15 protein-coding genes and 3 pseudogenes are annotated in these 20,929 nt (G+C 56.7%); 4 read left to right on the top strand and 14 right to left on the bottom strand.

What is annotated here, in order from left to right; genetic code table 11:
• Window positions 1–26: 26 nt before the first annotated feature.
• Both HNH97_RS05755 and HNH97_RS05750 read left to right on the top strand, forming a co-directional pair.
• Complete coding sequence (locus HNH97_RS05755) at window positions 27–1,568, top strand: efflux transporter outer membrane subunit (protein ID WP_244949330.1); 1,542 nt, start codon at window positions 27–29, stop codon at window positions 1,566–1,568.
• Between the two features lie 96 nt (window positions 1,569–1,664).
• Window positions 1,665–3,152: a prolyl oligopeptidase family serine peptidase gene (locus HNH97_RS05750; protein ID WP_171790204.1), complete on the top strand. Its 1,488-nt coding sequence runs from the start codon at window positions 1,665–1,667 to the stop codon at window positions 3,150–3,152.
• Between the two features lie 255 nt (window positions 3,153–3,407).
• Here HNH97_RS05750 and HNH97_RS05745 read toward each other — a convergent pair whose 3' ends face one another.
• The 11 genes and pseudogenes from HNH97_RS05745 to HNH97_RS05695 all read right to left on the bottom strand — a co-directional run.
• Window positions 3,408–3,866: a Fur family transcriptional regulator gene (locus HNH97_RS05745; protein ID WP_244949329.1), complete on the bottom strand. Its 459-nt coding sequence runs from the start codon at window positions 3,864–3,866 to the stop codon at window positions 3,408–3,410.
• A 90-nt stretch (window positions 3,867–3,956) separates the two neighbouring features.
• Complete coding sequence (locus tag HNH97_RS05740) at window positions 3,957–4,814, bottom strand: energy transducer TonB family protein (RefSeq protein WP_171790210.1); 858 nt, start codon at window positions 4,812–4,814, stop codon at window positions 3,957–3,959.
• Between the two features lie 14 nt (window positions 4,815–4,828).
• Complete coding sequence (gene exbD / locus HNH97_RS05735; protein WP_171790202.1) at window positions 4,829–5,338, bottom strand: TonB system transport protein ExbD; 510 nt, start codon at window positions 5,336–5,338, stop codon at window positions 4,829–4,831.
• A 6-nt stretch (window positions 5,339–5,344) separates the two neighbouring features.
• Window positions 5,345–6,088 (bottom strand): tonB-system energizer ExbB, encoded by a 744-nt coding sequence (gene exbB, locus HNH97_RS05730; RefSeq protein ID WP_171790201.1) that lies wholly within the window; start codon window positions 6,086–6,088, stop codon window positions 5,345–5,347.
• Entirely contained in the window at window positions 6,085–6,339 is a 255-nt protein-coding gene (locus HNH97_RS05725) for a hypothetical protein (RefSeq protein WP_171790200.1), read from the bottom strand. The genes exbB and HNH97_RS05725 overlap by 4 nt, the downstream gene beginning before the upstream one ends.
• A complete protein-coding gene (locus HNH97_RS05720) occupies window positions 6,336–7,583 on the bottom strand; it encodes a PepSY-associated TM helix domain-containing protein (RefSeq protein ID WP_171790199.1) in 1,248 nt (415 codons plus the stop codon). The genes HNH97_RS05725 and HNH97_RS05720 overlap by 4 nt, the downstream gene beginning before the upstream one ends.
• 209 nt (window positions 7,584–7,792) lie before the next feature.
• Window positions 7,793–8,371, bottom strand: a complete 579-nt coding sequence (locus HNH97_RS17715; RefSeq protein ID WP_216657550.1) for an ABC transporter domain-containing protein — start codon at window positions 8,369–8,371, stop codon at window positions 7,793–7,795.
• A 56-nt stretch (window positions 8,372–8,427) separates the two neighbouring features.
• The gene (locus HNH97_RS05710; protein ID WP_171790198.1) at window positions 8,428–11,013 is read right to left on the bottom strand and encodes a TonB-dependent siderophore receptor; all 2,586 of its coding nucleotides are present in this window, start codon (window positions 11,011–11,013) and stop codon (window positions 8,428–8,430) included.
• Window positions 11,014–11,164: 151 nt separating this feature from the next.
• Window positions 11,165–12,142: a FecR family protein gene (locus HNH97_RS05705; RefSeq protein ID WP_171790197.1), complete on the bottom strand. Its 978-nt coding sequence runs from the start codon at window positions 12,140–12,142 to the stop codon at window positions 11,165–11,167.
• A gap of 96 nt (window positions 12,143–12,238) precedes the next feature.
• Entirely contained in the window at window positions 12,239–12,847 is a 609-nt protein-coding gene (locus tag HNH97_RS05700; RefSeq protein WP_216657549.1) for a sigma-70 family RNA polymerase sigma factor, read from the bottom strand.
• A 341-nt stretch (window positions 12,848–13,188) separates the two neighbouring features.
• Window positions 13,189–13,791 (bottom strand): annotated as a pseudogene (locus HNH97_RS05695) (DUF932 domain-containing protein); the annotation flags it as partial.
• A gap of 233 nt (window positions 13,792–14,024) precedes the next feature.
• Between HNH97_RS05695 and HNH97_RS05690 the strand changes: the two are divergent.
• Window positions 14,025–14,195, top strand: coding sequence for a hypothetical protein (locus HNH97_RS05690; RefSeq protein WP_171790195.1), 171 nt, complete (start codon window positions 14,025–14,027; stop codon window positions 14,193–14,195).
• Window positions 14,196–14,768: 573 nt separating this feature from the next.
• Here the strand turns inward: HNH97_RS05690 and HNH97_RS05685 are convergent.
• The 3 genes and pseudogenes from HNH97_RS05685 to HNH97_RS05675 form a co-directional block, all read right to left on the bottom strand.
• Window positions 14,769–17,225 carry an SIR2 family protein gene (locus HNH97_RS05685; protein ID WP_171790194.1) on the bottom strand — a complete coding sequence of 819 codons (2,457 nt, stop codon included), beginning with the start codon at window positions 17,223–17,225 and terminating at the stop codon, window positions 14,769–14,771.
• Between the two features lie 458 nt (window positions 17,226–17,683).
• Window positions 17,684–19,417: a retron Ec67 family RNA-directed DNA polymerase/endonuclease gene (locus HNH97_RS05680; protein ID WP_218016666.1), complete on the bottom strand. Its 1,734-nt coding sequence runs from the start codon at window positions 19,415–19,417 to the stop codon at window positions 17,684–17,686.
• Window positions 19,418–19,838: 421 nt separating this feature from the next.
• Window positions 19,839–20,648 (bottom strand): annotated as a pseudogene (locus HNH97_RS05675) (chromosome partitioning protein ParB); the annotation flags it as partial.
• 7 nt (window positions 20,649–20,655) lie between these two features.
• Between HNH97_RS05675 and HNH97_RS05670 the strand changes: the two are divergent.
• Window positions 20,656–20,838: pseudogene (locus tag HNH97_RS05670) on the top strand (HU family DNA-binding protein); the annotation flags it as partial.
• Between the last annotated feature and the right edge of the window lie 91 nt (window positions 20,839–20,929).

Raw genomic sequence — 20,929 nt, 5'->3', positions numbered from 1 at the left:
GCATGATGACGTATCAGGACAGTTCCATGCCGTATCGTTCTTCCCTTTCCGCCCGTCTGCACGCGGCCCTGCGCGGCACGACGGCCGTGCTGGCGACGCTCACGCTGTCAGGCTGCCTGATGGTTGGCCCGCGCTATAAACACCCTGCGCCCGTTATCTCGGCCCGGTTCAAGGAACTGCAACCCGCCCCTGGCTGGACCGTCAGCCAGCCGGATATGGCGGCAATACCAAAGGGCCAGTGGTGGCTGGTCTATCATGACCCCACCCTGAACGCGCTTGAGGACCAGGTGGCGCTGTCCAACCAGAACCTGAAGGAATACGAAGCCCAGTACCGCAAGGCGCGGGCCATGGTGAATGCGGCGAAGGCCAGCCTCTATCCAACGCTTTCCGGCGATCTCAGCTTTGCGCGCAATAGTCAGGGCAGTACTGCGACGTCAACCAGCGGCACCACCTACAGCACCGGCTCCACGCGCAATACCTATGCTGCCGAGCTGAGTGCCGACTGGGATCTGGACCTGTGGGGCAAGATCCGCCGCCAGATACAGGAACAGGTGACCGCCGCACAGGCCAGTGCCGCCGATATTGCCAATGCCCGCCTGTCGTACCAGTCGCAGCTGGCGCAGGACTATTTTGAAATGCGCTATGAGGAATCCCTCAAGTCGCTGCTGGACCAGTCGGCAGCGCTGTATGCGCATAATCTTGAAATCATCCGCAACCAGCACGAGGGCGGCACGCTGAATGCAGGCGACGAACTGCAGGCTGAAACCGAACTGGACCAGACCCGCGCCAGTGCGACCGCAACGGATGTGGCGCGGTCGGAATACGAGCATGCAATTGCGGTGCTGGTGGGCCGCGCGCCCGCCGATCTGACCATTGCGCGCGCCGCCATGCCTGCGGCCATTCCGGCCGTGCCGGTCGGCCTGCCCGCGACGCTGCTGCAACGCCGCCCCGACATTGCCGCCGCCGAACGCGCGATGGAGGAATACAATGCGGAAATCGGGGCCGCGATTGCCGCCTTCTACCCCGATGTCACCCTGTCCGCTGCCTATGGCTATAGCGGCAATCCGGTCCAGTCACTGATTCAGGTTGCCAACCGGATCTGGTCACTAGGTGCCGCGGGCAGCGAGACGCTGTTTGAAGGCGGCGCACGGACGGCGGCCGTCCAGGAAGCCAATGCCGATTATGACAACGCGGTTGCCACCTATCGCCAGACCGTGCTGACCGCCCTGCAGGATACGGAAGACCAGCTTTCCAGCCTGCGTATTCTTGAACACCAGGCCAGCCAGCAGGATGCCGCCGTGCGTGCGGCAGTCAAGGCGGTTGATGTGTCGATGAATGAATACCGTTTTGGCACCGCCATCTACACCACCGTCATCACCACCCAGCAGACCGCGCTGGGGGATCAGGAAACTGCATTGCAGATTCAGGAAAACCGCCTGCTGGCCAGCGTGAAGCTGATTGCCGACCTTGGTGGCGGATGGGACGTGTCGCAACTGCCCAGCAAGAATTCCCTCCAGCGCGATAACCCGCTGGTTCCCTCCTTCCTTGAAAAGCATGCGCGGGAATAGGGAAGGCAATGTGCGTGTGCCATGGTTTATCGCGTCATTTTATAACGCTGACGGTATTTTCATAATCATATCAGCCCCTGATCGGAGAACAGACCCATGACCGATGTATCAAGACGCGATTTCGTGGCGGCCGGCGCCATGTTTGCAGGTGTCGCCGCCACCATGGGCGCCAGTGCCCGGCAGGTCCATGCCGCAGGGGGCGGGCACGGTTTCATGGCGGCATCGTCCGGTGGGCCGGATGGTCAGGATGGTCCCGGTCCCCACAGGCCTGTAAGTCCCGGCCTTCAGGGTATCTGCGCCCTGTGCGAGGTCACGGGCGGCGGCGAGAAGGTTTACGGCATCGCAGTGGAATACGATGTTGCGATTGACCCGGCCAGTCTGGCGCCGGATACCTACACGGCGGCTGTTTTTCCTGCCGCCAGCGGGTTCTTTGCCGGCATGCCACAAGAACCCGACAAGAATGACACGACGGCGAAAGCAAGGCCACGCCCTGTCGCGGCCCTTTATACCAATGACGCCCCGGCGCTTCTCCCCGACCGCAAAAATGTTCCCGGCCGGTATGTCATTGCCGAGTTCGCCCATGACCCTGACCTCAGCCTGCCCACCACCGATAGCGACAGGGTTACGCTGATACAGGACAAGGGCGTCAGAACCACGGGCGGCGTGGCCTATGCCGCCAGCAAAACCGTATGGAGCAACACGGGGCATCACGGCAACCGGGTCGCGATCCGTGGCGTCGATGCATGGGAACAGAACCATTGGTGGTGGGATGATACGCGTTCCGCATGGCTGGAATACAGCATATACCTGCCGAAATCCTTTCTGGCCGAAGGCGGCGAAAACCGGGCCTATCCCCTTGTCCTCGCCATTACCCATTCCGGCACCAGCCCCGATGGCACCTGTGCCCAGACTCTGACCGAACAGTGCATCGCCAGTATCTGGAGCCTGCCTGAAGAGCAGGACAGACATGAATGCGTGGTCATTACCCCCCGCTACGAGCGCACGACCATGAACGATTACTGGGAACATACATCGGACGTGGAGAATACCTACCGGCTGGTTGAATCCCTGCTCGGCAACACGTGGAATTATGGCAACCCCAACCGGGCGGACCGACGTGACAAAGTCCTGAAGATCGACCCGAAACGGGTTTACTGTACCGGATGGTCCATGGGAGCCATGACATCGCTGTGGCTGATGGCCAGACATCCGGAAACCTTTGCCGCCGGGCTGATCATCGCGGGCCAGCAGCGGCCGGTCGATGTCGTGCCCCTTGCCAGACAGAAGATCCTGATCATCACCGGTTCGGAAGATGACAAGGCCACGCCATGGAACGAGAAATGCGTGCCGGTATGGGAAAAGGCGGGGGGCACGGTCGTGCGCCCGAAAGAACAGCTTGACCCTGCCCTCATCTTCCCTGTTGATCGCCAGCAGAAGCTGACGGATCAGGTCAATGGCTACCTTGCAAAAGACGCCAATGTCACGTTCCTGACATTTGATGGAGTTGATCACATGGGCTCGGCGCGCAAGTTCTTCTACATCCGGGCCGCACGCGACTGGATGTTCAGGCAGTCAAAGGCATGAGTCTGGCCCGTGCAGCCTCTTGCGGGCCAATGGCGGTATAATTCACCACCGGCCCCCGGCCGCATCTGGACCGTATCGTATCAGTCCTGCCTCGTAATATCCTGCAGGACATCACGTTCCAGCCACGTGCCTGACAGCGGCCTGATCACGCCCCTCCCGCTGGCAGGCTCCCTCGGATCAGGCATGAATGGTGCGCCAACGCTCCCGGCGGGTGCCCGCATAGTGGCCCTGCCAATTCGTGGCTTTTTTCTGTTGCTACAGCAAGACATCGGTAGCGTTTGGGTGAGTGGTTGAAACGGTGATGGACGCGCCCTGCACGGACAGCCCGTATTGGGCAGCCAGTTGTCGCAGCAGACTGGCAATCCCAGGGGCGTTACAGGGAATTTTCTGTCCCGTGTCCGCTTCGACAAAGGTGATTGCAATCCTGCCTGTGCGGACGGGGGCAATACGGTAACGCAGGACATGGTCGGAAGACACGTCGCGTCGCATAATACCATGCGCAACAAACAGGTCCAGGTTACGCTGAATGGAAGCCAGACTGGGCGCGCGATCCTGCATCATTCGCCCCAGCGTGCGCCATATTTCAGTGACCGTCGTGCCCGGACCGGCCTCGACGATCCCATGTAGCAGGACACGACGCAGGTTGGTCACCCTGACGCATGCTTTCTGGCAGCGGGCTTCGAGCCGCCGGACTGCGTTACGGTTCGCGCCCATGCCGGGGCGAATTCCATTGACATCAAGCCCGGCGCGGCGACGGTTCAAGAATACGGGCATCTGCTACCCCCTCTTGTTATCCATTAATTATCAGTTGTGGTGGAGATAGAATTCCACCGGAACCGTGAGTGTAATGAGTTCGCCTGCGACACTGTCCGGCGGAATGGGCAGAGGCTGGGCACGTTTGGGGAGCGCTATGGCTTCCTGATCCAGCAGCGCATGACCGGAGCTGCTGGCGAGTATGACCGAGAGCACATGACCCTTGCGGTCCATGGAGAAGGTCACGGTGGGCACGCCTTCCTGATGGTCGGCCATGGCGTCGGACGGGTAACGCTTGAACTTTTCAAGCTGCGCCAGCAACGCACCCTGCCAGGTCACCGGGTCATGCGACGCATGGGCCGATGACGAACCGGGCGCGGGGGCGGCCTGCGTGGGCGCGGGCGGCGCTTCCGAGGACGGTGGGGCGGTCGTGGCTTCGGCCGGGGGCGTTTTGTCCGGGATCGGCTTTTTGAGCATTGGCACCGGCTTGCTCTTCTTGACGATCTTGCGCGGTTTCTCGGGCTTGGGCACCGGGACTGGCGGATTGGGCGCGGGCGACGGCGGGGCCGTGTTCTTCGGCGGCTCGACCGGGGCCGGATCGGGAATGGACTGGGTCTGCTTCGGGCCGATCGGCGCATCCGTTGGCGGCGTCGGTGTCGAAACGGGTTCCGGGGCCATGTCGATGGCAATGGCCGCGGGAGGCGGTTCCGGCACGGCCATCACGGGTGGCGGCAGGCGCATGACCCACCAGACCGCCCCGCCACTGACGGCGAGCACGGCGAGGAAGGACAGGCCCCAGCGGAGCGCATCGTGACGCCGGGTCAGACGGGCCTGCCTTTTCTGCCACTCGGCAAAAGATGGCGGGACCGTATCCTGTGTCACGCCAGCAGGATGTGGCGTACCCGCCATGTCAGCCGTGCTGCTCACGGCGCGCCTCCCGCAGCGGGAGCCGTGGCAGGAGCACGACCCGAGGTTGTGGAACCGGTCGACACCGTTGTCGTGCCAGCTTCGCTGCCTTCCTCCTGCCCCTGCAGGTTGACCAGTGCGACCTTGAGGTAGCCGGCAGACCGCAGCTTATCCATGACACCCATCAGCGTGCCGTAATCGACTGTCTTGTCGGCGCGCAGAAAGATGCGTTCCTCCTTGTTGCCTTTGGTCGCGGTCTCCAGCGCGCCGGGGAGAGCATCGGTGCTGATGTCATCCTCTCCCAGCGCCAGACCATGATCGGCCTTCACTGTCAGGAACACCGGATCGTCCGGGCGCGGCGTCGGCTTCTCGGTCGAGGATGGCAGGTCCACCGGCACGTTCACCGTGGTCAGCGGGGCGGTGACCATGAAGATCACCAGTAGCACCAGCATCACGTCAATGAACGGGGTGACGTTGATCTCGCTAGCTTCGTGCGGGCTTTCATCGGTGTGACGCATGCGGATCATGACGGCTCACTCCGCCGCTGCCGTGCGGACATCGCGCGCCTGCGGCCCAAGCCGCACGATATTACCTTGGGCCATGAGCATCTGCGTGCGGCCCAGATCGCGTGAGACCAGACGCATCACCAGCGCTGTGAGGTCGGCAACCTGTGCGCGACACGAGGCCGTCTGGCGGGCGAGATGATTGTAGATCACCACCGCCGGGATCGCGGCCACCAGACCCAGCGCCGTTGCCAGCAGGGCTTCGGCAATACCGGGCGCGACCACGACGAGACTGGTCGCCTTGCTGGCGGCAATGCCGGTGAAGGACGTCATGATACCCCAGACCGTGCCGAACAGGCCGATGAAAGGCGAGGTCGCGCCAATGGTGGCCAGAACGCCGGTGCCACGCATGAGCCTGCGCCCCTCGGCCGCCTCCAGCCGTTCCAGATGCAGGATGATGCGTTCCTTCAGCCCCTCTCTGTCATCGGGAATGTCGGCAGAGCGTGTGCGCTCGGTCTCGGCGGCCATGACCAGCGTATGGGCGATGGAGGAATTGCCGCGTGTCCATTCCTCGCCAAGGTCCAGCGTATTGGCCTCTTCCAGCGCTTTTTCGGCTTTCTTGAGCTTGAGTCGCACACGCAGCAGTTCGACCGATTTGGCGATAAAGATCGTCCATGTCAGCAGACTGGCCACGCTCAGCAGGATCATCACACACCGGACCACAGGCCCGGCATTGAAGAACATGTTCCATGGGGAGAACGAGATCGGGGTCATGACTGACCTCCTTTGACAGACGGTGTGCAGCACCATGCCCGCAGGACGCAGGCGACCGTCACGATGAGAGGAATGGAGAGGGCAGCCCAGCACAGGACCAGCCAGATGCCATGCTGGCCCAGCAGGGCGGAGAGCAGCCCGAAGATGGTGAGTGCGCCTAACGCGATCGGCCATGGCCAGACGGCGACGGACGGACGGGATGCTGAAACAGGATTAGGTGGCATGGGGATTTCGGGAGAGACGGCATTCATCGGACCGTCTCCGTCGTCAGGACAGGGGCAGTCGCATCGTCCGCGTCATCCAGGTCGTAACCCAGCGCCCGCAGACGGACATCGGTGGCGATCCTGCGCTTGACGACCCACAGCACCAGACCACTGACCAGCACGCCGATCACCACCACATCGAGCAGCGCCCAGAGGATGCGCAGCGGCATACCGCCATAATCCCCGAAATGCAGCGGACGGGAGATTTCGAGGAAGCGCAGATACCACGGCATGGGATAGGCCCCGGTCAGTTCGCCCGTGCGGGCATCGACCAGCACCGGCGTGAACAGACGTGCTCGCAAGGGTGTCGCACCACGCGTCCAGAGCACGTAATGCACCGGACTGCCAAAGGACGCGCCGGGGAAGGACAGACCCGTGACTTCATTGCCGGGAGTCGCCTTGGCCGCCGTGTCAAAGGCGGCCTGCACGGAGGACAGATGCTCCTGCGACGGCACTGGCAAATTGGCGTAGGGTTTGAGGATCTGGCGCACATCGGTCACGCGCCACAGCCCGAACAGCGGGGTCTGGAGTTCGTTGACCAGTCCGGTAAAGCCCACCACCGTTGCCCAGACCAGCGTGGCGGCCCCCAGCAGGTTATGCAGGTCAAGCCACGTCAGCCGTGACGCCCGATCCCGCCTGACCGAGCCAAACGGCAGCCGCTTCATGAAGCGGCCATACAGCACCGTACCGGAAATGAGAGAGGCGCCGAACGCGCCACCCATAAGGCCAAGAAACAGCTGGCCGGGTAGTCCAGCAAACAGACTGACATGCAGCCGGTTGCAGATGCCCATGATGATGCCGGTCCAGGTGCGCGGCTCTTTCGGGGCATCGGCGGGGCGGGACTGTTTCAGCATTTTGGCCGTGCGGGCGTCGAACTTGATCCAGTGACCGGAATGGCGGTCGGGATGGTTCTCGTCGTCCTTCAGGGCCTGCCAGCTTGGAGCCATGGAGACCAGCACCGCCGGTTCATCGTCATCCGGATTGACACTGGTGATGATCTGACCCGGATAGAGCGCCCTCGCCTTCTGCACGATTACATCGAGACTGGCATTCGGTATATCCGCAGGCAAACTTTCGTAAGGCGGGTCGTCATCACCGACGAAAGTATCGAATATCTGCTCGGAAAACAGCATCGGCAATCCGGTTACGCATACGATCAGAAGGAAGACGGTGCAGACAAGGCTGGTCCACTTATGAACGCTGAACCATCGACGAAGGGCGCGGGGTGTCATGGGGACCATCATTTTAATAATGATTTTGAGAATGAGTTGCAATTTAATTCTACACTGGCTCCAGCCTGTTCCATTGTGTCTTGCCCCTGACTGCGCCGAAAAAAATCAGCAGGCGTCCGGCCCTGTTGTCCTGCCAGCGGACCGACCTGAATGTCGCCTCTGTTATAAAGACGAGCCAGCGGCAGATTTTTTCATAAGAAACCCGATTTTTATATTACCGGCGGGACCATGGTGCCTGTTTCCGATGGATGGCGTCCCTGTGCCCGCGTGGCATGCCTCCCCTGCCCCGTTCCGGTCGGGTGGCTGTCGTTTATGATGCGCCCTTCATCCAGATGGATGATATGATCAGCCGCCGCGAAATAGTGGTCATCATGCGAGATGACGATCAGCGTTCGCCCTGCCGATTTCAGTTCAGGCAGGATTTCAGTGTAGAAAATACGGTGGAAAACCGGGTCCTGATCGGCTGCCCACTCGTCCAGCATCAGGACTGGCCGGTGTTCAGCAAGCGCCTGCACCAGACGCCTGCGCCGTCCGGTGGAAAGGTCGGTGGTGCTGAAACGGCCCTGCTCCAGCCTGACCTTGTGGGCATGGCCCAGCCCTGCAAGTTTCAGCGCCAGAACTGGGTTCAGCCTGTCGGGCGCATGCAGGGTATCATTGATGCCTGACAGCAGCCATGCGCTTGCAAGCACGCCTGCCGTGCCGACAAGCGTCGCCCCCAGCGTAACAGGACGTTGCAGACGCCACAGGGCACGCAGGACGTCCGTATATGAAGACTGCATGCGGTTCATGACGGGCACCTCCTGCAGGAAATGACGATGGGATGAACCGTTTTTTCAGTATGGTTTTACCAGCTATAGCTCAGGTTGCCGTAAACACGCCGACCCTGCCCGATATAGCATGAGTAAGTACCTCCACATGAGGTGATGTAATATTTGTTGGTCAGGTTGGAGATGGACAGTTGTCCCCGCAATCCCTTCAGGATGGGGGTGGCCTGCCCAAAATCGTAATGCGCGCCGATATCGAACAGGACATAGGCAGGCACCTTGAAGCTGTTCACGTCATCGGAATAGGTAAAGCCGTTATACCGCACGCCGCCATTGATGCCGAAGCCCTTGAGATAACGCGTGGGAAGCGTGTAATCCAGAAAGGCAGAGGCCATGTTGCGGGGAATCCCCTCGCCTATGTATTTTCCTTTTTCTGATATCGTACCGCCTGTGGTGCCGTTGGGATATTCCTGCACATCGCTCAGGTTGGTGCTCAGATAGGTCGCGGCATCATAGGTATAGGAGGCCATGAAGCGCAGGTCGCGGGTGAAGTTGGCATTGGCCGAAAGCTCGAAGCCCTGCGAGCGCACACGTCCTGCGTCAGCCGAAAAATTCGGGTGGTCAGGGTCGGTAATCAGGTAATGATCCTCTTCGATCCGGAAAGCGGCGGCCTGCAGAAATATTTTCTGGTCAGGCGACTGGTATTTCAGCCCTGCTTCAAGCTGCTTGCCGGTCAGCGGCGGAAACAGGTTGCCCTGCCAATTGCGCGAACTCTGCGGCACGAAGGAAGTGGAGTAGCTGAAATAGGGCGCAAGGCCAAATTTGAACTGGTATACCAGCCCCGCGCGCCATGTGAAGGCCGCCTGCGGCCGTGGCAGGGCACTGGTGCGGGTATAGGTGTAGGTATGGGTGGCGTTCTCGTTGCTCGTCTGCGCGGTATAGCCATGATAATTCACCCAGTCCTGCCGGCCGCCAAGGATAACGGACAGCCCCTTGTATTTAAGCTGGTCCTGAAAATAGATGCCTTCCTGGAAATAGCGCTGGTGGCTCTGGTAGCCGGTAACAATGCAGCTTGCGGAATGGATGTCCATGCAGGGCACGTAATTGCTCTGCGGGTTATAGACATTGACCAGCGTATAGCCATCCTGCCCCGGATAACCGTTGCTGCCACCCGTGTGGTCGGTCTGCGACCTGTCCGCGCTGGTGTACTGACGGAAATCCGTGCCAACCACCCAGGTATTCGTAACCGGGCCAATCGGCAGTTTACCGCTTACGCGCGTATCGAGTCCGATGGTGGTGCTGGGCCAGTCGCTCTCGACGGGGGAACGGGCATATAGCTGGTCCGTCACCATGCCTTCGCCGCGCATGAGCACCCTGTCACGAAATTTCGAGCTTTCAAAACGCATGGTCTGGCTGAAGTCGATCCAGCGGTTGAAAGTATGCTTGAACTGGTATTCAAACATGGCATCCGTCTGGCCTGACTCGTTCCAGTTCCTGTCACCCAGAAAGCGGCTGCGGGGAATGCGGCCATAACCGTTGGTATCAAGCAGCACGCTGGGCGGAAGCTGCGTCATGTTGATGCCATCGCCTGGTGTGTACATATAGCTGCCCAGAAGGGTCAGTGATGTTTTGTGGTCTATGTCCCATGTAATGGAGGGCAGGACGCCCACGCGGTGATAGTCGATATAGTTGGTCTGCGTGCCCTGGGTTACGCCAATACCGGCAATGCGGTAGCGCACGTTCCCGGACTTCGTGACCCTGTCACTGACATCAAACGTGGCCTCGTACCGCCCCCAGTTACCAAAGCCAAGGGTGACATTGCGTAGCGGGGTATCGGTCGGTTTCTTCAGGCTCATGCCGATCAGGCCGCCCGGTGTGGTCTGGCCATACAGCACCGAGGCCGGGCCGTTCATGACCTCGATACGCTCAAGGAACGCGGTCTCCCCCGCGCTGTTGGAATATGACCGGATGCCATCGACAAACTGCGCGGTGGCAAAGCCACGCTGCACGATACTGCCGTTATTGTATCCACTGCCCACGCCATTGGCGAAGCCGCCCAGCCCCTCCACATGCACGCCGGGGGTGTAGCGCAGCGCCTCCATCACGTTCTGGGGCTGCTGGTCGATCATCTGCTGTTTGGTAATGACGTGGATCGAGTTCGGTATCTCGATAATGGGCGTGTCGGTCTTTGACCCGGTCAGGGTATTGGTCGCCACGTAGCCTACGCCGGGTCCGGTGGCACTTTCATGCGCCACGGTGCCGCCCACCCGCACGGGTCCGAGCGTGATGCTGGCGGTCGCAGCTTTCTGGATGTAGAACGCGCCGTCCCGGCTGGAAAATGTCAGTCCTGTCCCACCCAGCAGTCGCCCGATTGCGTCCGGCACCGAAAACGTGCCGTTCAGGGGGGCGACCGTGATATTCGGTATGCTGTCGGCAGCAAAGATCAGGCGTACGCGGGCCTGCGTGCCCAGCTCCACCAGCGCATCACGCAGGGGTTTCTGCGCGATATGGAAGGACAGGACCGTGCCAGTGTTGACCCCGGCAGATGGTGCGGCCAGCGCACCCGCGCATGTCAGGCTTCCGTATGTAGAAAAGGCCACTGCAGTCAGCAGAATATGACGGAACCGGGTGCCTGTAGCGGTGGGGATATCAACGCTTGCTGCCATGGAAATGTTGCCTGCCGTCTTGCAAATGCGAATTAAGATCAATTCGTCTCACAAAACATGACGGGCCACGCCAGCGGAATTTAATAGCGGTTGCACGTTCAGGGACTTTTTTGTGCAGGACAGGACTGCTTTGCCGGCTGTCCGCGCCGGATCAACCGGGAAAGCTGATAACCAGAATACGTCCCGCCACTTCGCGCATGGACCCGCCGGATGATGTAACCAGCATGCGCAGGCTGTCGGCCGGGTGTTGCAGGTCATATACGCCGCCCACCAGCCTGCTGGCGGGTATGGCTCCGCGCACGATGACATAGCCGGGATAATGGCGGCGCAATATACCCAGCATATCTGCAACACTGACCGCACTGGCACCAAACAGGCCTGAATTCCATGATCCGACACTGTCGGGTGAAATGGCGGAGCGGCGAACGGCCCCGGTCTTTTCCGTAATATCGATCTGTTCACCGGCATTGACGGTCTGCTCGGCTGCTATTCCCGCCTGTGGTGCGCGCAGCCCGACCGTGCCCTCACCAACCCCCAGCACGACGTGTCCGGCTCCGCTGCGTACGTCAAACACCGTGCCAATATCGCGTGACACCATGCCATCGGCCTCCACCACGAAGGTCCGCCGGGGATCATGCTTTACCTGAAACAGAGCCTCCCCTTTCAGCAGCACGACCCGGCGTGTATCGCCTTGCATGTGCACGGCAATGGCGGATGCGCTGTCCAGGGTCACGTGACTACCATCATCCAGGGCAATCTGACGCGTCTGGCCTGTTGTCGTGGTGTAATCCGCCTGAAACCACAGGCGCAGCGAAGGCGCGCAGGCAAGGACAATGGCGGCTGCCGCCGCAGTTGCCAGCGGCCCCGCCCGCCATCTGCGGACCGGGAAACGATGCAGGTTGTCGGGCGTGGGCTTTGACGGGGATTGTGCCTGTGTCGCGCCCTGCAGGGCCATCTGGCCAAGCAGGCGGACCCGCAATGCCTGCTGCCATGCCCGTTCATGCGCAGGATCCGCCTGCCGCCATTGCTGGAGTTCAGCCTTCAGGCAGTCATTTCCGGGATCATCCTGCACACGGAGAAGGAACGAAAGGGCCGTATCGGCAGCGTCAGGCGGGGGAATGTCGGTCATGGGCCCATATGCTTTGCAGGCAGGACATGCGCTTTCACATCTCCCTTTCTGTCTGACGATTGAACTGCATGGAAATTAACACCGGCAGGCGGGGCTTCATTCTTCACCAAGCTGCGCGGTAATCCGCTGGAAGGCCTGCCGGAGCATGGCGTGCACGCGCGGGGAACTGACGCCGAGGATCTCGGCCACTTCACGCTGTTTATGGCCATAGAGCTGGCTCAGTTCAAACGCGCGGCGGGTGCGCGGGGGCAGGCCGTCAAGGCAGACCAGCACGCGGCGGAGTTCATCCTGGCTGGCAAGCTGGCGTTCGGGCGTCAGGATTTCGATGGCATCGGGGCGCGGGATATCCACGTCCCCTGCCCCGTCAGTGCATGTGGTTCGTCTGTCGGGAGAACTGATGGCCTGCGCATAGGCACGTTCAACGGCTTTTGCCCGGCGTGCATCAATGGCGAGGCGGAAAATCACCCGTTTCAGGTAACCCAGCGGGTGCTGGATGTCCTGTGGCGCGGCCCCGGCGCGGATGATGCGGATATAGGCGTCCTGCACGATTTCCTCGCCCCGCCATGCGCAGCCCACAACCCGTGCCGCCAGCGCGACAAGATGGCGTCTGTTGCTTTCAAGGACTTCCAAAAAAATCTTGTCCGCGTAGGACACGGGCACCGCCTCCAAGGAGATCGACGCACGGGGCTTTGCCTTGTCGTGCATCGTATCTCCCGCTGTTTTCATGTCCTGTAATAATAATCATTCGCATGTTCAAGTTGCGTATGATGTGGCCGATATTTCGTATGTCACCGTCGGGACACATGCGACATGCTTTCTGAGTTCTTCGGAAAGTATAGTTAAATCAGTATGTTGCATGAACCCGTCCAAAAATATCGGACGGCGGCTGCCGCGCGCTGTTATTTCCTGCCGGGATGGATCGTCTGTATAGGATACCTCCGCTGCATCATGCGCTAATTGCATAACTGACAGTTAATATTTGCAGCCATTACCAGCTATACGTCACCTTACCGATCACATTGCGGTTCGCGCCGATATAGCAGCCGGTATCGGCCCCCGCGCATGGTGGCCCAGTCGATGACACCCGGCACCTTCCAGTTGGTGTCACCCGTGCCGTCGCCGGCGATCCTCCTTACCGCACCGACCAGTTCGTGGTCCCAGATGCGGCCGTAATCAGGGCCGGTCACGGCGCGCAGTTCCACTCGCCCGTCCTCGGTCTCCAACATTTTCACCAGTTCGGCGCGGTGCGACAGCAGCCCGTGCTGCAGATTGATCGCCGCCAGCGGAGCCGGGAGATTGCGCAGATAGGAGGACGGCGCGCTGACCAGGCTGCACATCTGGCCGAAGGACCAGTGTGTGGGTGCAATCGGCTCATGCTGTCCTGGCACGGTCAGGGTCAGACGTTCGACATTGTCGCGCGAGGCCTCGACGCGAATTGCGCGACTCTCGACAGTGCGGGCCGTGGCCCGATCCGCCCGTGCCAGTGTGGCGGCATGCAGGTCGGACAGGGACAGGTAGCGCTCGTCATCGGGGCGCGAGAACCACTCGGACGATACGCGGGCGCTGCGTTCGCCACGGGAGGGATCAATCCGGAAGCCGCCAGACGCGGCACCACGGGACGCAGGGGACAGGATGGTGGTCGTGGTCATGGAAAACTCTCCTCTGATGCCGGTTATTCGGCACAGAAGGCGAAGCCACCCTCTTCCTCTGATCACCGCTTCCCACGCGGGATCCCATCCGACCGCAGAAACACCCAGCCCCTCATCCCGGAACGCAGCATTCCCGTCACCTATCGGAAATCACGACTGCCATGCGGGGAAAGCTGATAGTCGGGTATCGGGATAAAGGTGAGAGAAATCAGCCATTCGCAGCATGCACGTGCATGACAGCTATCGACCCATCATACGCCGTTCCGATGCAATACCTGCAACGTCAGTTCACGCTGATACCTGCCGTTCTGCATCCTTCGAACCTGTCTGCCGGGGTCTCGCTCACCAACCTCAAAAAGACGCAAGCCTCTGAAAATACGGAATGGTTTACGCCTGAAATTTAGAATCTTAGGCACATTGAGTTAATAGATATTGGTTGCAGAAATTTCAATTTACCTGCAAAAAATCTCTTTTTAAGAGATGTAAGTCATCGAAGATGAACTATAATTTTTTTGGCCCCCATATTAACGCCGACGCGTACCTGAATGAGAGTGGATGCCTAGAAAAGGTGGTAGTCCACCACCCGGTACATACATCGAGATCCCCGGAGATTGGTATGACGGCGTTCCATGCGATGATGCAGCAATTATCAGCGCCGTTAGCGAGAGCTTGGACGGTGCAAGAGTTCAAATCATATAAAATGAAGCTAAAAAACTTGTGATCCTGCGATAAATCGCAGGATCACTGATATAGCTGCCGTCAATTTGCCCCAATAGTCTATTCCCGCCAACCCTCACCTCATGACGGGTGCTATGGTTAAATAGGGGATAAGCGGAAGGGGACTTTTCGGAACATAACTACCGAAAACCGCCATTCCCAACACTTGGTGTTGATGACGGCTACGGCACCTATTCAAGCCAATCGCGGAGTGCTTTTTAATACTCTGATATGAATTGTCTCGTACGCACATTGTCTCCTCAGCCGGTTATAGCGGCTTCAATTTGCTTAATGCTGCCATCAGCATGTGAGCGCTGATACCCTTCTGCGACAATAGAAAGTCTGTCTTTAGCTTGAGTAAATATATATTCTAGTTGTTTTGTAAGAATTTTACTTTGTTCGTCCAGAAGTGTATTTTTTCTCGACTGTAACGCTCGGACGATGTCCAGAAGAGTCTCGTAAGGATGATGAGTTATTTCAGAGTCGCGTATTAAACGTCCGACTATATCTATAGCCGTTTTCATATCCCTAAATAACTCCGGACCAGAGCGCATTATAGAAATGGCTCGCGCAGCCAAGAATTTGGCTTTTCTATCATCCAACTGTTTTCTATTGTATTTTTCACCCCTCTTCTTTTCATAGGCCTGAGCTGCAGTATACCCCATATCCAGATAATCCTCAGCCTTAGTCCAACGTTCCTCTGCGCAGAGGGCAATATGCCATTGTAACCAGAAAAGTGGCATTTCTCTGAAATATTGAATTTTTGAAATGTGATCGAAAAAGCGATTTATTTCTGTCTTGTCTGATACGACAGAGCTTAAAATAGAGTAACGCATCAACTGTAAAAATACATGTTGTTGGAAATCACTTCTCCTAATTTCTTGCGCCATCTTCTCAAGGACGTAAATCGTTGTATTCACGATATCTCGCGCCTCGACGACACTCCCGAGTAGGGTGCGCGCGCCTATAGAAGGAACTGTCCGCACCATGCCTGCCTCTGCTCGCACAAGTTTGAACGCATCGCCATGAATTGATGCACGCTTTAATACAGATAGAAAATCTTCTTCAAATAGATCACTTATGAACGAAATCGGTGCATCAAATCCTATGTTCGCAATCAACAGCACAGCGATGATCATTTTGCGATCATGCACGTCAAGATAACTTGTTTTGTTATATTCCTCGCGATATTTTCCTCGCACATAGTCTGATTTAAGCAGGCGCAATAGGACGCTCGGAATAACACCGTTGCAATCTACCTCGACAAACCGGCGTCGGTCGGATGGCGACAGCGCTCGGAAATCTCGCCAGCCCGCAATTTGGTCAATTAGGGCAATTAGGGGATCGACCTCCTCCGAATGAAGCCTACCAATATTTATTTCCAGAAGTGATGGGATAGCGCGCAGGTCCCTAACTTTCACAGACTCTGCCTCGGTCGAAATGCTGCGTGCAGAGAGAATTAGTCGACCCGAACTCGCTGATATCAGCCGAGCTAATCCTAATAGGTGACTCGCATGGAGGCTGAAGCAATCCTCGACCACGAGCACAGCATTTGGATAACTTGAAATTATAGAACATGCCTCATCAACCAGACCAGAATAGGAATGGCGAAGTGCAAAGACCGGCTTTCCAGCGGAAAGCCCATTCATAGCTCCCCACACAACTAGCTTCTTTCCGATGCAAATTTCACCGTTCAGAAGAACAATTCTTCCGTCAGATTCTAAATGGCTCTGAATATCTTCAACTTCTTTGCGACGGACATGATAATCAGATTTGGACTGATCGTAGTCACGCTTCAGGTGCTCGTCGACTACCCGCCCCCAAATAAAGAGATCTTCAATGTCCTGGACTGGCGGCACAGATGCACTCGGCTTAGGTGATTGATATCGATGAAATGACGCAAGTTTAGGCTCAATTGGCCCCTCCTGTTGGAGTGTCTCCGTTACAAGCTGTGCAAAGTCTTGTCTCCCGATATAAAGGGGTTCACCAAACTCTTCTTGTGTCATCCGCTCGTCTGGATCTGGATCTGGATCTGAAGAGGGACGATTGATAAAAAAGGCTTTTTCTCTGAGACCTGAAGAATCAAAAAAAACTTGATTAAGATGAAAATCCGCAGCACTAAACCCTATAAATACAACCAGTTCTGCATATTCGAGGTCGAAACGCAGACGTTTTAGCCAATTACTAACGCCCGAAAGATAACGGTAAGAGTCCGCATCGAGAACGCAACTCTGCTCGAACGTCGCGTCGGTCCACGCATCGGCAAATCCGTGCAAGTGAATGACTGGTGTACCCGTGGTTGTTTCATTAGGATCCTCTAAATTATTTAAAGAAGAGTATTTTTTTCCTGCGCTGTGCAAGGCTAACTCGATCCCGTTATCGTAATTTGTGGTGTAGATTGCGGCCCAAGGATATCCAACGATCTCCACAATAGATAAGGATTCCTTTTTCAGTTGAAACCGATCTTTTAGACGCTGCATTAAACGGTGACTTCCAAGATCACTCTTATAACGCTTTGCCGCGTTCCTAATATCTTTAAAACCACTCTGTTTTCCACCCGCTTTCAAATCCTCGTTCAAGAGTTTTAGCAAGTGTACAGTTACGCCAACTGTAGAATCTTCGTCGAAATTTAAGCAGTCAGCCGTCAGGCCTGCACCACAAAAAAGAATTGCATTTCCGTTTCGTGCTCTATGAAGTAATTGGCGTAACTTATTCATAATTTCCTCGATATGAATTTTTAAATCTTAATTATATTGAAATTTATCCCGACATCAAGTGTCGGCTAGATAGTGAGTGTAGATATATCTTCCCTCATTCCAATAGTTCATTCGTGTTTTCTTTTATTTTATTTTGGTAATTCCAAATGTCGACAAGTGAAGTTTTTGGCGTTTCTTCTGATACCTAAGAATGCTTACTTTCCGAGAGAACGCCACAAAATCATAAGGCCGTAACCGCTCATGCTACCTTCTGCGCGATGAATTGGGTCACGTCTGCTAATGGGAATGTAGACCTTCATATTTCATGTCTGCAACGAGGGCGTCGGCTGCCTGTCGGCTTAACTCTTGAAACAGACAGGCCCTTACTAAAGCGGCGTTGACGGCTTTACGCCTCATCCTTGCCATCCAAGCCCCGAATTGACAGGTTTGAAGACACAATCCGGCGGGGTGAATTACCATCAGGACTTAGCAGCATAGTGTTGGACTGCTTTGCAAATGCGCTCCAACAGAGGATCAAACCCAGAGAAATCAATCTTGTCTGCGTTAGCCTTAACGACTGATTTTGCGAAAGCCTCCTTGCTTAAATCTTTTGAGGGATCAATCTTGCTGGCGGTATTCAGTTTCTTGCCGTTAATTTTGTATTCACGCCACTCCTTTGGAAACATGTCTTCAATGCAAGTATTTTTTGAGCCATCTTCAGGAGTTTTCACGATATAGAGATTATCAATTACATTATAAAAGTCTTGGGTTGATTTTTTGTCGATCTCGGTTCCAAAATTCTTTTTAACAGTACTTGCTACCGCTGCGAGGCCATCATCGTTGTCAAGTACAATAATTACTGGATATTTCATCGGTTTATACGCAAACGGTTTATGTGTCCCTTTCGAGGGCTTAAGATTGCGCAGATAATCAAGCGGAATCGATTTTAAATCACCGGTGCCTCCACCTAAATCCATCACCTCATGAGCTAGGCCACCGTAATTGAAATACCTTACGGCGTGTTTGAAACCATCCTTTCCATGCGCGCCGAGCATTGGTTGAAATTTGACACGACTTTTGACAGCTTCGCGCAAGTAGACAGGATCGGTCTTGCCTTCGGTGACAATCAAGGGCTCATTTAGAACTATACAGTACTTGTAAAAAAGAAAACGACGGAAAAGCTTGCGGATCGCACGTGGGTTCTGCCGCTGCTCAGAGACTTCCCTGCGCTCTGCACTTTGAGTGACTGCGTAAATGTGTCCAAGAATGCCTTGAAGCGGGTTGAGATTGCTGGTGACTTCCGGCTTCGGCTCTTCGTCCGCATCATCTGGTTTGATAACAGCTTTGTAATATTGACCCGTCTGAAACAGCGTGTCGCACATAGCGCGAGCGCGACGGTAATAGTCGCTGCGAATGTTGACTTTCTCGTTGACCACCAAACCTGTGACTATTTGCCTGCTGCCGCGAAAATTCATTCGGGTTTTAGCATTGTTAATTGCAAACCCCGACGTGACGATTTTACGCGTGAGTTCGTCGCTGAGGTGCCACACTGAAGGATCGCTCTCGTCGACTTGGGCTAGGCCCGCTGGGAAATCTTTCTGGCTGGTGGAGAACGTAATGTCGTCTGCATAGCGCGTATAGGTTACGCCATGTTTCTTGGCCAACCGAACAAGGCGCATATCTAGAATCTGAGCTATCAGCTCCGAGATAACAGGCGAACATGGGCTTCCCTGTGGCAGGGCGGTTCCGTCACATGCAATCTGCGCTATTGTCGTCGCCACCTCCGGATGGAGATCAAACGCCTTATCCTTAAGGAAAAATCCTCGCACTCGCCCGAAATTAAATGATGGGAAGAAATCTTCCAAATCTAAGTTAAGCACCCATCGCCGTCTTTTATGGCGTGAAGCGTTTTCGGTGATTGAGCGATCCTGACGAAATCCGAAAGAAATTGGCTTTGCATCACGTGCTCTGTCAATCTCTGCAAGACATTGATAGAGCACGTGAGAAAGGTGCGACTGTAGATTCTTGAGCTTGGGAGCAGGAGCTTTAATCGTCCGCTTCCCACCAGATTTCTTATCTATATCAAACGTCGCATACTTATCGGCGGTTGGCGTTTTGTAAACGATCGCAGTCATGCTCTTAGGCTTATACCCCAAGATCAGAGCAAGCTCCTTTCTAGAGGTGGCAGATTTTAATTTGGCTAAATGAGACACATCCACTCTCAAATAAAAAAGCTTACAGGCACTCCTACGCGAACAATGGGCGATCTGATTAAAACAGACAAACCGCAATAAGTATCAGGGAAGCACAAGAGCTCTCCTAACATTGGTACATATGTCTCGAAGCCGGACAACAATTCTGCCTGTAAGCCTGTGTCTATTTTATGCCTCCGGAGGGGAGATTGGCAATATCCAAAAACATGTGAGGTCATCATGGGCTAGCAACAACAGGTTTCACCGTAATCGTAATCACGCCAGGAATGGGTGCCTTAAGGCTACGTCCGGTCCCAGCAGCCCAAAAAACCGATCGAATGACTGAGATGAGGCGTAAGCAGAAGCACTGCCAAGTAACATGACAGTATGAAAAATGGTGGCTCCCGGAGACCGGAAGCCGCCATTTTCATTCAAGGAAATGCTATTCCGCAGCAACCGCCGCAGGCCCATCTGCTGAGTAATCGGGGACTTCGTCATTTTTCATCTGCGCGAACAGTCCTTTCGTGCGCAGTGCCTCTGGCAACCAGCCCGAACCGTCCAGAAGCTGCTCGGCAGCCTGCGCCATGTCGGCCTTTTTCAAATGTGCGATGCGGTCAGCAGCCTCGTCACCGCGCGCTTCACGCACGGCTTCGAGGATGCGCGCCTTGGTGACACGGCCGAGATAATTCTCCACCGTCGGCTGCCAGCCCGCTTCGGCCAGGTCGAGCCGGAGCGCGATGGCGAGCCGGTCGGCGCGGGCCAGCCGCTCCCTGACGCTACGTGCCAGAGACGGACCATGGGATGATTCATGCAGTGCATTGATCCCAAAAGACAGGCAATGCGCCAGCAAGACCAGGCGGCTGGTATCGTCCAGCCCATCCAGCCACTGCCAGAGTGCGTCCTCGTCCTCCGGCAGATCGTGCTTCCAGCCCTCGTTGCGCTGGCGCAGTGCGTGGGCCGGAATACTGCCCGGCATGTCGGGGGAATGGATCGACAGCGGGATTTCCCGGACATAGGCTTCCAGGCAGTCCGCGCCCGAGACCTGACAGTAGACGTCACGCACCAGCGTGTGGAGCAGTTCGGTCAACGCGATATGCGGATTGGCCGCAAACGCATCGCGCAGAGCCAGCGTGCGCCAGGCCGTCAGTTCGGTCAGCAGGCGATCGGAAAGCGGCTTCAATCCGTCTTCTTCCTCGGGCTCGGCGTCAGGTGCGCCTTCCCTTCCGTCCCCTTCGACGTCGTCGCCCGCGCTGTGATGGATGACCGAAGCTGCGAAAGCGGGTGATGAAATCACCCTGCCGAACTTCGGCAAGTTCAAGGTCAGGGACGTCGCCGCCCGCGAAGGCCGCAACCCGGCCACAGGTGCGACCATCCAGATCGCGGCCTCGCGCAAGCTGGCCTTCACGCCTGCCAAGGCGCTCAAGGACAACCTGAACGACTGACCGTAACCGGCCGCTCTGGGCCGCCTTGATTATGCGGCCTGTCTGTGCAGTGTATTCACGGGTTTCCAGTTCCATGGCAACAGTTCGTGGA

Source organism: Gluconacetobacter entanii (genome assembly GCF_013155425.1).
In the GTDB taxonomy this organism is placed as follows: domain Bacteria; phylum Pseudomonadota; class Alphaproteobacteria; order Acetobacterales; family Acetobacteraceae; genus Novacetimonas; species Novacetimonas entanii.
The sequence above is the reverse complement of the archived record's forward strand: the minus strand, read 5'-3'. Positions and strand labels throughout refer to the sequence as shown.